Below are 13,809 nucleotides of genomic sequence, written 5' to 3'. Positions count from 1 at the left end.
GGCGGTGACCCATTCATGGTGACGCCGCCACGTCGGCGCGTCGGGGCGGGTCAGCGCAGGCCGGGGACCTGGGTGACAGTGAAGGGTGGTGCCGGGGTGGGCGCGTTGAGCTGGCTGTTCACCCAGAGCAGGCGACCGGCGTCGCGGACGACGGTGGTCGGTGACTGCGACAGGTCGGCGGGGCGCGACTGCCGTACCACCCGGGCGGTTCGCCGATCGGCGTCCAGCATCGCCAGATTCACCGCGAAGGCCCAGCCGCCGGCGCCGTCGGGGAAGTTCACCACCCCGTAGAGCCTGTCGCCCTCCAGCAGCAGCCCGTCGGCGCCCATCTGTCCGTCGACCACCTCGACGGCCGTCGCCGTCCGCTCGACCAGGTCGACCCGCCACAGCCGCTCGGTGCCGGGCTGGCCACTGCCCTGGTCGGCCACGAGCGCGATCCGTCCGCCGTCGGTGACGACGATGCCGTTGAGGAAGCCCGGCGCGACCGGGAAGTCGGCGGCGGTGAGCCACCGTACGAGGTTTCCGACCTCCGGGCCGTTCAGCGTTGCCCGCCACACCGTGCCGGTGGCCGAGTCGGTGAGGTAGACCGCGTCGGCGGTCAGCGCCACGTCGTTGAGGGCGGCACCCGGTCCCGTCCGGCGGGCCAGCAGCTCACCGTCCGGGGCGTGGACGAACAGCGCGCCGGTGTCCCAGCCGGCGACGAAGAGCCGGCCCTTCCGGTCGACGTCCAACCCGGCCGCCCGGGTACGCCCGTCCGCCCCCGAGGGCAGGAATGGTCGCAGCTCCCGGTTGCGGACATGACCACGGTAGACAGCACCGGTGCCGACACTGGAGACGTAGAGGGTGCCGTCCCGGTCCACCGCGATCCCCTCGGGCAGCACCCCTGGTTCCCGGGAGACCACGTACGTGTGGGGGCGCGAGCCGACGGCGAGCGCCGGCGTGGGCACGGCGACGGTCAGCACGGCCAGGCCGGCGGTGGTCGATGCGAGCAGCTTCTTCATCCGCAGAGGATCACCGCACCGCCGGCCAGTCTCCAGCCCCTTTCATACCTGGCCGAAAGGTGGCTAGCGTCGAGCCATGGTGACCCTGCACCTGAGCGCGGCGGACCTCAGCCGCACCGTGCTGCGCTCCGAGCCGTCGGTGCTGCTGGAGCTGGGAGCGTCCGGGCAACGGGTGTTCCAGACCACCGTGCCGGAACACCTGGTCGCCTGGCGGGCACGCACCCGGGCCGCACTGCGTCCGGTCATGTGGCCCTACCTGGACCTGTGCCGCCAGGAGCGGTGGTTTCCGGACTTTCTCACCCCGCCCAGCTTCGGCAGTGAGCTGGGTCCAGCGCTGGCCGAGGTCGCGGCAACCCCCGCGGCGACCCTCACCGCGGAGCTACGGCCCGGGATCGAGGCCGGCGAGCTACCACCCCGGGTCGGTCCGCTCGCCGCCGGTGAACCGGCTGCGGTACGCCGCCTACTCGATGCGATGGAGGCGTTCCACGCCGTCGCGATAGGTGCGTACTGGGAGACGATCGTCGCGGCGGTGCACGCCGACCGGGCGGTACGCGGTCGAGCCATCGTGGACGCCGGGCTCGACCGCGTGCTCCGTGGCCTCAGCCCTCATCTGCACTTCACGCCGACGGGGGACACGTACGAGCTGTCGTACCGGTGCGCCTTCGGTGGCGACGTCGGTCTTTCGCCGGGCGGCAAGGGTGTCACGCTGGTGCCCTCGTACTTCGTGCCCCAGCCTGCGGTGCTCGACGACCCGACCGGCCCGCTGGTGCTGAGCTACCCGATCCGGCCTGCCCGGCGGGAACTGGCCACCGGCCAGCCGCTCGCCAACCTGCTCGGGCGGAGCCGGGCCGCGGTGCTGGGAGCGGTCGTCGATGGCCTCAGCACGTCACAGGTGGCCCGAGCGGTGGGCATCTCGATCGCCTCCGCCAGCGAGCACACCAGCACCCTGCGCCGGGCCGGACTGATCGCCACCCATCGGGCCGGTTCGTCGGTGGTGCACACGCTGACCCCGCTGGGCGAGCACATGCTGCGGGCGGGGCGGCCAGACTGACGGGTGGACCGGTCACTCGCCGGTGACGCCGTCGATGCGTTCCCGGAGCAGGTCGGCGTGGCCGTTGTGGCGGGCGTACTCCTCGATCATGTGCACGTACACCCAGCGCAGGTTGAAGGTGCGTTTCTTCGCGCCGACCTCGGTGAACGTCTCGTCGAGCGAGTGGCCGGCGGCGGCCTCGCGGGCCAGTGCCACCTCCCGGTGGAAGATGGCGAGGTCGGCCTCGGCGTCGGCGTCGCTGACGTCGTGGTCGGCGTCCGGCGTCTCCGGGGTGTAGTACGGGTAGTCGACCTGCTGGCCGGCGAAGTTCTCCCGGAACCACCAGGCCTCCACCTCGGCCAGGTGTCGGACCAGGCCGAGCAGGGTCAGCCCGGAGGGCGGCACGCTCGGCGTCCGCAACTGCTCCTCGGTCAGCCCGGAGCACTTGAGCAGCAGGGTCTGCCGGTGGTAGTCGAGCCAGCCGTCGAGCATGGTGCGCTCGTCGCCGACGTACGGTTCAGGGGTCCGGGTGATCTCCGGTGCGGTCCACGTCATGCCGCGCATCCTGCCCGGCACACCTGACATGTCGCGACGGGTTATCAGGGCACCACGACGACGGGCCAGCGACCAGCGCGCACCAGGCGGGTGGCGACCGAGCCGACCAGCCGGTGACCGGCCTGCTCGGAAGCGCCCACCAACACCATGTCGGCCTGGAACTCGTCGGCCGCCGCGCACAACTCGCCGTACGCGTCGCCGCGCCGGCAGACGAAGGTCACCGGGATGCCCCACTGCTCGGCCCCACGCCGGCACTCCCGGCGCAACTCGTCGGCCAGCTCCTCGTGGGTGCGCTGGACCGCGCCGGCGTCCATGCCGGGCACCAGGGCGGTCAGGCCGCTCGCCGAGCTGACGAAGACCACCACCAGGGCGGCGCCCTGCCGGCGGGCCAGACCCGCGGCGTAGGAGCCGGCCCGCTCGGAGGTACGGGTGCCGTCGATGCCCACCATGATCACCCGAGGGCCGTCCGTGCCCCGTTCGAAGGGCAGCGGTCGGGTCCGGGGGCCGTACTCCTCGCGGTCCGGTGCTCCCACGCCCATGGTTCTACCTCACCTCTGCTCGCCGGTACGGACCACGGCCGCGCCAGCGCCGGCAGCGAGTGTCGATTCCCGCTCGACCTCCGCCGAAACCGGGTCGCCGTTGTGCTGCCGCAGCGGTACCTCCTTGATGAAGGCCACCGCGATCAACGCGATCAACGCGAAGGGTGCGGCGGCCAGGAAGATGTCACCGGCGCCGTGGCCGTACGCGCTCTCCACCACGGCCCGCAGCGGGCCGGGCAGGGTGTGCACGTCGGGTAGGGCGCCCCCGGACCCGGAGCTGGAGGCGGGGATGCCGAGTTGGGCCAGCCCGTCGGCGGTGTAGTCCTTGACCTTGTGGGCGAGGACCGCGCCGAGGGCGGATACGCCGATCGCGCCGCCGAGGCTGCGGAAGAAGGCGACCACCGAGCTGGCCGCGCCGAGCTCGTGCGGGCCGACGGTGTTCTGCACGGCGAGGACCAGGTTCTGCATGGTCAGGCCCAGGCCGACGCCGATCAGCACCATGTAGACGCTGAGCAGGGTGAAGCTGGTGTCCGCGCGGAGGGTGCCCATCAGCGCGAAGCCGATGGTGAGCAGCGTCGAGCCGATCACCAGGAACCGCTTCCAGCGACCGGTCCTGGTGATGATTCGTCCACCGACGGTGGAGGCGACCAACAGGCCGAGGATCATCGGCAGGGTCATCAGGCCGGACATGGTCGGGCTCTGACCGCGGCTGATCTGGAAGTACTGGCCCAGGAAGATCGACGCGCCGAACATGCCCACGCCGACCGCGATGCTGGCGACGACGGCGAGGGTGATGGTGCGGTTGCGGAACAGCCGCGGCGGGATCATCGGCTCGGCGGCCCGGGTCTCGACCCGGATCGCCAGGGCGCCGAGGACCAGGGCGCCGAGGACCATGGCGGCGGTCTGCCAGGACGCCCAGGCGAACTGGTCACCGGCGAGCGAGACCCAGATCAGCAGCACCGACACGGCAGCGGTGATCAGGGTGGCGCCCCACCAGTCGATCTCGGCCTTCCGCTTGACCACGGGCAGGTGCAGGGTCTTCTGCAGCACGATCAGCGCCACGACGGCGAACGGCACGCCCACGTAGAAGCACCAGCGCCAGCCGAGCCAGGAGGTGTCCACGATCACGCCGCCGATCAGCGGGCCGCCGATGGTGCCGACGGCCATAACGGCACCGAGGTAGCCGCTGTAGCGGCCCCGCTCGCGCGGCGCGATCATCGTTGCCATGATCACCTGGGCCAGCGCGGTGAGGCCGCCGGCGCCGACGCCCTGCAGCACGCGGCAGGCGATCAGCTCGCCGGTGCCCTGGGCGAGGCCGGCCAGGATCGAGCCCAGCACGTAGATGCCCAGGGCGAGCTGGACGAGTGTCTTCTTGCTGGTCAGGTCGGCCAGTTTGCCCCAGATTGGGGTGGTCGCGGTCGTCGCGAGCAGGGCTGAGGTGACCACCCAGGTGTACGCGGACTGGCCGCCGTGCAGTTCGGTGATGATCCGCGGCAGCGCGTTCGAGATGACCGTGGAGGAGAGAATCGCGACGAAGAGGCCCAGCAGCAGGCCGGAGAGGGCCTCCAGGATCTGCCGGTGGGTCATGGTCGCGGCGGTCGCCTGGGGAGGCGCTGTCGCCTGGCTCATCGTTTGGTGCCTCCGAGCGGAGTCGAGGTGGAACAGCGGCGGGCTGGTGCGCACGGGCCGCCTGAGAGTTGCCTGAAGCAACCGTATGCCTTGGTTGCCTGAAGCAACAACTTGGCGGATCGCCGTGCTATTCCCCGGTCGGTGGCCCTACTGCCAGGAGTCGTTGAACCGGCCGAGCAGCCGGGCGAACTCCTCGACGTCCCGGTCCGGCCAGCCGTCCAGCGCGCGCAGGAACTCGCCCAGCCGGGCAGACCTGGCCACGTCGAACCGACGCTGCCCCTCCTCGGTGAGGCTGATCTGCGCGGCCCGCCGATCACTCGGATCGGGGTCGCGGTAGACCAGGCCCAGGACCTCCAGGGCGTTGATCTGCCGACTCAACGTCCCCTTGCCCACACCGAGCCGCGCCGCCAACTCGGTCAACCGGATCGACCCACTACGCCGCAACCAGAGCAACAACCCGTAGGTGTTCGGCTCCAGGTTCGGGTGCACCTCGCGGGCGATCTCCCAGGAGACCGCCCGCCCACGACGCAGCAGGGCGGTCAACTCGTGCTCGACCGCCCTGATCGGTTCCGGCAGGTGCTCGTCCACGGCGTAGAGACTACGGCGAGGTCGGCGGGGAGGCCGACAGCCGACGCCGCATCACGGTGCGTAGGTGCCCGTCCTTCGTGGTGCCCTCGATGACCACGTCGGCCCCGCGCCCCCGATGCGTCAGGGTGGCGACCGCGTTGCCGAAGTAGGGCCCGGCCAGCTTGCGCCACCGCACCCCGGGCCGGCGCACACCGGCGGAGCGAGCCAGCGCCCGGGTGGCACCGGCCGGACCAGCCGACCAGCCCAGGCGCATCAGCGGACGAATGCCAGCCGGTACCTGGTTGTGGATCGGTGAACAGGTGAGCTGGTGCACGGGCGTGACCACCGCCGGGTCGCCGAACCGGGCCCGGGCCACGTACGAGTGGTGCACATCCCCGGAGAGCACACTGATCGACGCCGGTGGGGCGTACGCCGGACCGGCGCCGACCCGTGCGCCGGACTCCCTCGGAGTGCCGGTGCCGATCCGGGCGAACGTCTCCGCGAGCCCCTCGAAGGAACGCCGGAACGCCGCCCAGTGCTCCAGGTCCAGTGCGCGGCGCAGCTTCTCCGCCCCGCGCGCCACCCAGGGGCGGGGCGAATCCGCCAGCTTCTCGTTCCACGCCTCGATGTGGTGGATGCCCTGCGGCAGCAACCAGGGCAGCGAAGCGCCGACCACCAGGTGGTCGTAGACCCCGTGCGCCTGGTCCAGGAACCAGGACCACTCGCCCGGCGGCAGCATCGCCCGGCCGCCCGGGTCGAGCACCCGACTGCACCGGTTGTCGAGCATGACCAGGCGGGTACGGCCCAGGTCCAGTGCGTAACTCCACTGGTACTGCACCGCGCGCCAACGCTCGGTGTCGTGCGCCACGTCCGACTCCTGGTCGACCCGGTGCCCGAACTCGCGCAGCACACCTGTCGCGTCCTCGGCGGCGGCGACCTTCGCGAAGACCGGGTCGGCGACGACCTCGTCCGGAGAGAGGTTGCCCAGGTGCTGGTAGACCCAGTACGAGGCCAGCCCGCTGCCGATCCGCTCCTGCCACCACGGCTGCGCGCGGACCTCCGCTCGCCACGCCGCCGAGGTGTTCCAGTCGTCGATGATCTCGTGATCGTCGAAGATCATCACGCTCGGCACGGTGGAGAGCAGCCAGCGGATCTCCGGGTCACGCCACGACTCCAGGTAGAGCTTGGTGTACTCGTCGAAGCTCACCACCTGGTCGGCCGGTGCGCCCTTCGGACGCCGCCGCCGCCGACGCAGCAACCGGCGCACCGTGGGTGAGGTGACGTCGGCGTAGACCTGGTCACCGAGCAGCACCAGCAGGTCCGGAAGCGGGTTCGACTCCGGGTCGGCCATCAACCGTCGGGCGTACGCGTCCAGTGCGTCCGGTGGCAGCTTGCGGGTCGTGGCGTGCTGGGTGGTCTCCCGGCACGAGCCGAAGATCAGGCTGACCGGCTGGTCCCGGTCGTCGGCGGCCCGCGTGCGGATCACGCTCGGCGGGAAGCCGCTGCTCGGCACCGGCCAGACCACCTCGTCGTCGACCAGCACCTCGTAGGTGGTCGCACTGTCCGGAGTGAGCCCCTCCACGACCACGAGCGCGTAGTGGTGGTCGTACGCCGAGAAGGTGGGCGCGGTGCCGGTGGCGCCGCCCGCGGTCCGGACGCTGACCACGGCGGGCGCGGCGGTCTCCACCCAGATGGTCGCTCGGGTGTCCACCACTCGCCGCAGGAGTGGGCCGATGAGGAGGTGGGCGGCGGGCATGCGGCCGAGCCTACCGCCGGTTTCCTGCGCAGGCCGGAGTGCGGTGGTTGCGACCCCCGGCACCGCTCGGGGTGCGGTGGTTGAGGCTCCGGCACCGCCGGGGGTGCGGTGGTTGAGGCTCCGGCACCGCTCGGGGGTGCGGTGGCTGGGACGCGGTCGCCCGCATCTGACAGGATTCCGGCATGGCCGAATATCTCGTCCTCGCTCTGGTCCTGCTCGGTGTGCTGATCGCCGGCACAGTCGGGCTGGTCGTGCCGCGATTGCGGCGGCGACCTGAGCCCCCGTTGCCGCGCACGGAGGTCGACACCAGGGCAGAGGAGGATCTCGCCGGCCCGCCGGTCGAGGCACCGGAGTCCGATCTGTCCACCGGCGTCCTGGTCGAGCCGCCGCCGGTCGTCGAGGCACCCGTCGAGGTGCCCGAGCCGACCGCCGGGCGGCTGGTCCGGCTCCGCTCGCGGCTGTCCCGCTCGCAGAACGTCTTCGGCAAGGGACTGCTCGGCCTGCTCGCCCGCGACCACCTCGACGAGGACGTCTGGGAGGAGATCGAGGACAGCCTGATCACCGCCGACGTCGGCGTCGACGCCACCCGCGACATCGTCGACCGGCTCCGCGAGCGCACCCGGGTGCTCGGCACCCGCTCGGCCTCCGAGCTGCGGGCACTGCTCGCCGCCGAGTTGGTCAACGCGCTCGACCCGAGCATGGACCGGTCGTTGCGGACCGCGCCGAAGGAGGGCGTGCCGGCGGTCGTCCTGGTCGTCGGCGTCAACGGCGCCGGCAAGACCACCACCTGCGGCAAGATCGCCCGCGTGCTGGTCGCCGACGGCCGCAGCGTGCTGCTCGGCGCCGCGGACACCTTCCGGGCCGCCGCCGCCGACCAGCTGGAGACCTGGGGCTCGCGCGTCGGAGCGGAGACCGTCCGGGGGCCCGAGGCCGCCGACCCGGCCAGTGTCGCCTTCGACGCGGTCAAGCGCGGCATCGACACCGGCGTGGACACCGTGCTCATCGACACCGCCGGACGGCTGCAGAACAAGGTCGGCCTGATGGACGAGCTGGGCAAGGTCAAGCGCGTTGTCGAGAAGCAGGGCCCGATCGACGAGACACTGCTCATCCTGGATGCCACCACCGGCCAGAACGGCCTGGAGCAGGCCCGGGTCTTCACCGAGGTGGTCAACGTGACAGGTGTCGTGCTGACCAAGCTCGACGGCACCGCAAAGGGCGGCATCGTGATCGCGGTGCAGCGCAAGCTCGGCATCCCCGTGAAGCTGGTCGGCCTCGGTGAGGGCAAGGACGACCTGGCCCCGTTCGACCCGGCGCAGTTCGTCGACGCGTTGCTGGGGACCGAGGCCACCGGACGGGACGCGTAGTCTCGGGTGTCCAGTGACAACCGCGCGTACGCGGGCTGGCGTGAACCCGGCCACCCTTCGCAGCGCCTCGGGAGACCGTACGTGACTTCGCAGGAGATCCCGCTGCACGGCGGCAACGTGAGCACCGTCGTCCGCGTCGGTGACACGGTCCGCCGCAACGCCGGGCCATGGACACCGTCCGTGCACGCCCTGCTGCGGCACCTGGAGTACGTGGGATTCACCGGTGCCCCGAGAGCGCTCGGCATGGACGAGCGCAACCGTGAGGTGCTGTCGTACCTGGAGGGGGAGTGTGGGGAGTACCCGCTCGCCCCGCACTGGGTGACCGACGAGGCGCTGGTGACCGTCGCCACCATGCTGCGAATGTTCCACGACGCGCAGTACGGCTTCACCCCGGCGCCGGGGGCGGTCTGGCGCTCGTTCGGCCCCCCTCCGCCGGACACCGAGGTGATCTGCCACCACGACGCCGCGCCGCACAACGTGATCTGGCGGCCGGACGGCACCCTCGGGCTGATCGACTTCGACCTCGCCTCGCCCGGCGCACGGATCTACGACGTGGCGTACGCGGCCTGGACCTGGGTGCCGATCTTCGCGGACCGGGACTCGATCACGCTGGGTTGGAAGCACCCGGACCGGCCGCGCCGGCTCCGGCTCTTCGCCGACGCGTACGGGCTGATCCCCCGGGACCGACACCGGCTGATCCGGACCATCCGCAAGCGGATCGTGGACCATGTCGAGGGGATCCGCCGGATGGCCGCCGCCGGTGAGCCGGCGTTCGTCCGGATCGTGCACAAGGGCCACCTGCGCCGACCGATGCGCGATCTGCGGCTGCTCGACTACGAGCGGCACGCGCTGGAGAACGCCCTCCGCTGAGGGTCGACCGGTCGATGCTCGGACGGTTCCGTCGAGCGGACCGGTCGATGGGTCGGGCCGGTCAGCCATCGACGTCCGCCGTCCGGTCGATCCACCTTCGTCCATGCTGCTGACTGTGCGGAGTTCGTGACACGTACGAAACAACCCGTCACGAACCGGAAACCCGCACGGGACCCTGGGTGAAACAGCCGGCCGCGAAGCTTCCGCGCAACCGGCCTACGGGCGACGCTGCCCCGGAAAGCCGCGAAGGAGGACTTCACCCTTTAGGAGGCCAGCGTGCCTGAAGCACCGACGATCGACGGCGCCAATACCACGTGGCTGCTGGTTTCGACCGCGCTCGTGCTGCTCATGACCCCCGGACTGGCGCTGTTCTACGGCGGCCTCAACCGGGCCAAGGGCGTACTCAACATGATGATGATGAGCTTCTCCGCCATCGGGCTCATCTCTATTCTGTGGTGGTTCTACGGTTTCAGCGTCGCCTTCGGGACCGACGTGAACGGCTTCTGGGGTGACCCGGGCGCGTACCTCGGCACCAAGACCTTCCTCGCCGAGACCGACCTGTGGGGGGCCACGGCGGAGAACCCCAGCGGCATCGGGGTCCCGCTCTACGTGTTCATGGCCTTCCAGATGGTCTTCGCGGTGATCACCGTCGCGCTGATCAGCGGTGCCATCGCCGACCGGGCCAAGTTCGCCGGCTGGCTGCTGTTCGCCTTCGGCTGGGCCACCCTGGTCTACTTCCCGGTCGCCCACTGGGTGTGGGGCGGCGGCATCATCGGCGCCGACATCCACGCACTGGACTTCGCCGGTGGCACCGCGGTGCACATCAACGCCGGTGCGGCGGCCCTGGCCGTGGCGCTGGTCCTCGGTAAGCGGCTCGGTTGGCCGCGCGAGGGCATGAAGCCGCACAACATCCCGCTGGTCGCGCTCGGTGCGGGCCTGCTGTGGTTCGGCTGGTTCGGGTTCAACGCCGGCTCCGAGCTGACCGTCGACTCGGTCGCCGGCCTCGCCTTCATCAACACCCAGCTCGCCACGGCGGCTGCGGTGCTCGGCTGGATCGCGGTCGAGTGGGTCAAGACCCGCAAGCCGACGATGGTCGGTGCCTCGTCCGGCGCCGTCGCCGGCCTGGTCGCCATCACCCCGGCCTGTGGCTTCATCGCCCCGTGGGCGTCCGTCCTGCTCGGCATCGTCGCCGGTGCCGTCTGCGCGCTGGCCGTCAGCCTCAAGTACAAGCTCGGCTACGACGACTCGCTCGACGTCGTCGGGGTGCACTTCGTCGGTGGCTGGATCGGGTCGCTCTGGCTCGGCCTGTTCGCCACCAACTCGGTCAACGCCGCCATCACCGACGTGGTGGGCGCCTCCGACGGGCTCTTCTACGGCGGCGGCGTGACCCAGCTCGGACGGCAGGCGCTCGCTGGCGTGATCGTCACCGTCTGGTCGTTCGGCATCGCCTGGGTGCTCGCCTTCGTCATCGAGAAGACGATCGGCTTCCGGGTCAAGGCCGAGGCGGAGGTCGAGGGCATCGACATCGGCGAGCACGCCGAGAGCAGCTACGACCTGTCCCCGGCCGGTGGCGGCACGGGCAGCGCCTTCGCGATGGCTGGCATCGGCACCCCCGGTGGCGGCACGACCAGTGGTGCCAAGCCGGAGGCGGAGCCCGCCGAGCCGGTCAACGAGAAGGTCGCCGGTTAACGTTCCTGGGATGGAGGGGTTGGACATGAAGCTGGTGACCGCAGTCATCAAGCCGTACCAACTGGACGCAGTGAAGGAGGCCCTGCACGCCCTCGGGGTGGCCGGGCTGACCGTCAGCGAGGTCCAGGGGTACGGGCGGCAGAAGGGGCACACCGAGGTCTACCGGGGTGCCGAGTACACGGTCGAGTTCCTGCCCAAGATCCGGGTCGAGGTCCTCACCGACGAGATCGACGTCGACAAGGTGGTGGACGCCATCGTCGGGGCAGCTCGTACGGGCAAGATCGGTGACGGCAAGGTCTGGGTCACCGGTGTCGAGGAGGTCGTCCGGGTGCGTACCGGCGAGCGCGGCCTAGACGCCCTCTGACGACGACCACGACCGACATGACCTCGTTGATCAAGAAGAACGCGTCAGGGCACGCCGCCGATGGTGACGCGAACCTCTTGATCAACGAGGTCGTCGGTGTCAGCGGGGGGATCGGGGAGGCCGCGCGGCTCGCGCGGGCGGCGGCGTACGACGAGTTTCTGCGCGGGTTGCTGCCTACGCGGGACGGGGTGGCGCTACTCGCCGTCGGTGGGTTGGGTCGGCGGCAGTGCGCCCCGTACGGCGACCTCGATCTCGTTCTGCTGCACGCCGGGGTGCCCGGCACCGACGAGGTGGCCGCCTCGGTCTGGTACCCGATCTGGGACGCGGGCCTGCGGCTCGACCACTCCGTACGCACCGTCTCCGAGGCGCTCTCCGTGGCCCAGGACGACGTCAAGGTCGCCCTCGGGCTGCTCGACGCCCGCCTGGTGGTCGGCGACCGGGCGCTGGCCGACTCGCTGATCCGCACCGCCGCCGACCACTGGCGGCGCACTGCCGTCCGGCACCTACCCGGCCTGCGAGAGGTCACCGAGGCCCGCTGGCAGGCGCACGGCGAGCTGGCTTTCCTGTTGGAGGGCGACCTCAAGGAGGCCGCCGGTGGTCTGCGCGACGTGGGGCTGCTGCGGGCGATCTCCGCCGCCGGCATCACCGACGCGTTGCGTCCCGCCGTGCGCGCGGCTCACCTGCGCCTGCTGGACACCCGGGACGCGCTGCACCAGCAGGTCGGCCGCCGGGTCGACCGGCTGGTCGCCCAGGAACGTGACGGAGTCGGCCGACGGCTCGGGCTGGAAGACGGTGACGCGCTCCTACGCCGGGTCGCCGGTGACGCCCGTACGGTCAGCCACGCGCTGGACGACGCGTTCCGTGCCGCCGACCGGTTGCGCTCCGGCCGGTCCCGGGGTGGCGGCGGTCGCCCCGCGCGCCGCCCGGTGGCCCGTGACGTGGTGGAGCACGACGGCGAACTGGTGCTGGCCCGGACGGCGATCGGGGCACGGCCCGACCCGAGCCTCTCCCTACGGGTGGCCGCCGCGGCGGCCACGACCCGACTGCCGATCGCCCGAGCCACCTGCGAGTGGCTGGCGGCGTACTGCCCGCCGCTGCCCGCGCCCTGGCCGGCTGACGCCCGGGCCGCGCTGACCACCCTCCTCGGCGCCGGTCCCGGCCTGGTGCCGGCCTGGGAGACCTGCGACCGGTACGGACTGATCGACAACTGGCTGCCCGAGTGGACCCGGTTACGCAGCCTGCCGCAGCACAACCCGGTGCACCGCTACACCCTCGACCGGCACCTCGTGCAGACCGCGTACGAGGCGAGCCAGCACGCCCGCGAGGTCGAGCGTCCGGACCTGCTGCTCCTCGGCGCACTCCTGCACGACATCGGCAAGGGACTCACCGGTGACCACAGCACGGTCGGCATACCACTGGCCCAGGCGGCGGCGACCCGGATCGGTCTGCCCGCCGCCGAGGTCGAGCTGATCGGCACGCTGGTCCGGTTGCACCTGCTGCTGCCCGACGTGGCCACCCGCCGCGATCTGGCCGATCCGGTCACCATCGCCTCGGTGGCCGAGGCGGTGGGGGACACCGCCACCCTCGACCTGCTGCACGCGCTGGTCCGCGCCGACGCGGCGGCGACCGGGCCGGCGGCCTGGTCGGACTGGAAGGGTCGACTCGTCGCCGAGCTGGTCGCCCGGGTCCGCACCGCACTGGACACCGGCGTACTCCCCGAACCGCCCACCCCGGACCCGGCGCTGCTGGCCGGGCCGCTGCCGGTCGTCCACCTGACCGGCGACCGGGTGTCGGTCGCCGCGGCCGACCGGCGGGGCCTGCTCGCCACGGTGGCCGGCTGCCTGGCCCTGCACCGCTTGGAGGTGATCTCCGCGGACGCCTCGGTGGTCGACGGCCGTGCCCTGGTCGAGTGTCGGGTGCAACCCCGCTACGGCCTCCCGCCGGACCCGGTCCCGCTCCGCGCGGACCTGCGTCGGGCTGTCGGCGGTGACGTGTCGGTGACCCAGCGGCTGCGCGGCCGTGCGCTCGCCGCCCGGGGCGGCGGGGCTGCTCCCCGGGTGGTCTGGCACCGCGAAGCGGCCACCGACGCGGTGCTGCTGGAGTTGCGGGCCGCCGACGCCGCCGGGTTGCTCTACCGGGTCGCCTGCGCGCTCGACGAGGCGGGCGCGCTGGTCCGCGCGGCCCGCATCTCCACTCTCGGCGCCGACGTGGTCGATGCCTTCTACCTGGTCGGCGGCTGGCCGGACGATGCCACCAGGGCCCGCCTGGAGGCTGCGGTCCTCGACGCCGTCTGAACGGCGGTCGCTGCCGTCACTCGGGCTCGACGCCGGGCCGTCGGGCTCCCCGCCGCGACCCGACGCGGAGAAGCGGCGGGCCCCGCTGGTGGCGGCCGATACGTCGGCGGACGTAGCGGCGGTGCCGCCGACGGACGCACGCCGAGGCCGG

The 13,809-nt window shown here is 71.9% G+C and carries 12 protein-coding genes; 6 read left to right on the top strand and 6 right to left on the bottom strand.

Annotated elements, in window-relative coordinates:
• Window positions 1–50: 50 nt before the first annotated feature.
• Window positions 51–1,001, bottom strand: a complete 951-nt coding sequence (locus tag ABGB10_RS05450) for a superoxide dismutase (protein WP_347659751.1) — start codon at window positions 999–1,001, stop codon at window positions 51–53.
• A 76-nt stretch (window positions 1,002–1,077) separates the two neighbouring features.
• On the opposite strand from ABGB10_RS05450, the gene ABGB10_RS05445 reads away from it, so the two are divergent.
• On the top strand, window positions 1,078–2,052 hold the full coding sequence (locus tag ABGB10_RS05445) for a helix-turn-helix domain-containing protein (protein ID WP_347659750.1): 975 nt from the start codon (window positions 1,078–1,080) through the stop codon (window positions 2,050–2,052).
• Between the two features lie 12 nt (window positions 2,053–2,064).
• Here the strand turns inward: ABGB10_RS05445 and ABGB10_RS05440 are convergent, their stop codons facing one another.
• The 5 genes from ABGB10_RS05440 to ABGB10_RS05420 all read right to left on the bottom strand — a co-directional run bounded on the left by ABGB10_RS05440 (window position 2,065) and on the right by ABGB10_RS05420 (window position 7,077).
• Window positions 2,065–2,586: a DinB family protein gene (locus tag ABGB10_RS05440; protein WP_347659749.1), complete on the bottom strand. Its 522-nt coding sequence runs from the start codon at window positions 2,584–2,586 to the stop codon at window positions 2,065–2,067.
• A gap of 44 nt (window positions 2,587–2,630) precedes the next feature.
• Window positions 2,631–3,125 carry a universal stress protein gene (locus ABGB10_RS05435; RefSeq protein WP_278137909.1) on the bottom strand — a complete coding sequence of 165 codons (495 nt, stop codon included), beginning with the start codon at window positions 3,123–3,125 and terminating at the stop codon, window positions 2,631–2,633.
• 9 nt (window positions 3,126–3,134) lie between these two features.
• Window positions 3,135–4,754 (bottom strand): MDR family MFS transporter, encoded by a 1,620-nt coding sequence (locus ABGB10_RS05430; protein ID WP_347659748.1) that lies wholly within the window; start codon window positions 4,752–4,754, stop codon window positions 3,135–3,137.
• 147 nt (window positions 4,755–4,901) lie between these two features.
• Window positions 4,902–5,342 (bottom strand): MarR family transcriptional regulator, encoded by a 441-nt coding sequence (locus ABGB10_RS05425; RefSeq protein WP_347659747.1) that lies wholly within the window; start codon window positions 5,340–5,342, stop codon window positions 4,902–4,904.
• A 10-nt stretch (window positions 5,343–5,352) separates the two neighbouring features.
• Window positions 5,353–7,077: an alkaline phosphatase D family protein gene (locus ABGB10_RS05420; protein ID WP_347659746.1), complete on the bottom strand. Its 1,725-nt coding sequence runs from the start codon at window positions 7,075–7,077 to the stop codon at window positions 5,353–5,355.
• A gap of 182 nt (window positions 7,078–7,259) precedes the next feature.
• On the opposite strand from ABGB10_RS05420, the gene ftsY reads away from it, so the two are divergent.
• The 5 genes from ftsY to ABGB10_RS05395 all read left to right on the top strand — a co-directional run bounded on the left by ftsY (window position 7,260) and on the right by ABGB10_RS05395 (window position 13,658).
• Window positions 7,260–8,441 carry a signal recognition particle-docking protein FtsY gene (gene ftsY, locus ABGB10_RS05415; protein ID WP_278137913.1) on the top strand — a complete coding sequence of 394 codons (1,182 nt, stop codon included), beginning with the start codon at window positions 7,260–7,262 and terminating at the stop codon, window positions 8,439–8,441.
• Between the two features lie 6 nt (window positions 8,442–8,447).
• Window positions 8,448–9,311, top strand: coding sequence for an aminoglycoside phosphotransferase family protein (locus ABGB10_RS05410; protein ID WP_347659745.1), 864 nt, complete (start codon window positions 8,448–8,450; stop codon window positions 9,309–9,311).
• 276 nt (window positions 9,312–9,587) lie between these two features.
• Window positions 9,588–11,000: an ammonium transporter gene (locus ABGB10_RS05405; RefSeq protein WP_347659744.1), complete on the top strand. Its 1,413-nt coding sequence runs from the start codon at window positions 9,588–9,590 to the stop codon at window positions 10,998–11,000.
• A gap of 25 nt (window positions 11,001–11,025) precedes the next feature.
• Window positions 11,026–11,364, top strand: a complete 339-nt coding sequence (locus ABGB10_RS05400; protein ID WP_172862163.1) for a P-II family nitrogen regulator — start codon at window positions 11,026–11,028, stop codon at window positions 11,362–11,364.
• Window positions 11,365–11,381: 17 nt separating this feature from the next.
• Window positions 11,382–13,658: a [protein-PII] uridylyltransferase gene (locus tag ABGB10_RS05395; protein ID WP_347659743.1), complete on the top strand. Its 2,277-nt coding sequence runs from the start codon at window positions 11,382–11,384 to the stop codon at window positions 13,656–13,658.
• Window positions 13,659–13,809 lie beyond the last annotated feature (151 nt).

The organism is Micromonospora sp. B9E7 (assembly GCF_039871815.1).
Lineage (GTDB): Bacteria > Actinomycetota > Actinomycetes > Mycobacteriales > Micromonosporaceae > Micromonospora.
Note: the sequence above shows the minus strand (reverse complement) of the source record. Positions and strands in the feature narration are given on the sequence as shown.

What these genes read in the sequence shown, in the direction of transcription:
- ABGB10_RS05450 (WP_347659751.1), bottom strand. Translation starts at nt 1,001, where the DNA reads ATGAAGAAGCTGCTCGCATCGACCACCGCCGGCCTGGCCGTGCTGACC.
- ABGB10_RS05445 (WP_347659750.1), top strand. Translation starts at nt 1,078, where the DNA reads ATGGTGACCCTGCACCTGAGCGCGGCGGACCTCAGCCGCACCGTGCTG.
- ABGB10_RS05440 (WP_347659749.1), bottom strand. Translation starts at nt 2,586, where the DNA reads ATGACGTGGACCGCACCGGAGATCACCCGGACCCCTGAACCGTACGTC.
- ABGB10_RS05435 (WP_278137909.1), bottom strand. Translation starts at nt 3,125, where the DNA reads ATGGGCGTGGGAGCACCGGACCGCGAGGAGTACGGCCCCCGGACCCGA.
- ABGB10_RS05430 (WP_347659748.1), bottom strand. Translation starts at nt 4,754, where the DNA reads ATGAGCCAGGCGACAGCGCCTCCCCAGGCGACCGCCGCGACCATGACC.
- ABGB10_RS05420 (WP_347659746.1), bottom strand. Translation starts at nt 7,077, where the DNA reads ATGCCCGCCGCCCACCTCCTCATCGGCCCACTCCTGCGGCGAGTGGTG.
- ftsY (WP_278137913.1), top strand. Translation starts at nt 7,260, where the DNA reads ATGGCCGAATATCTCGTCCTCGCTCTGGTCCTGCTCGGTGTGCTGATC.
- ABGB10_RS05400 (WP_172862163.1), top strand. Translation starts at nt 11,026, where the DNA reads ATGAAGCTGGTGACCGCAGTCATCAAGCCGTACCAACTGGACGCAGTG.
- ABGB10_RS05395 (WP_347659743.1), top strand. Translation starts at nt 11,382, where the DNA reads ATGACCTCGTTGATCAAGAAGAACGCGTCAGGGCACGCCGCCGATGGT.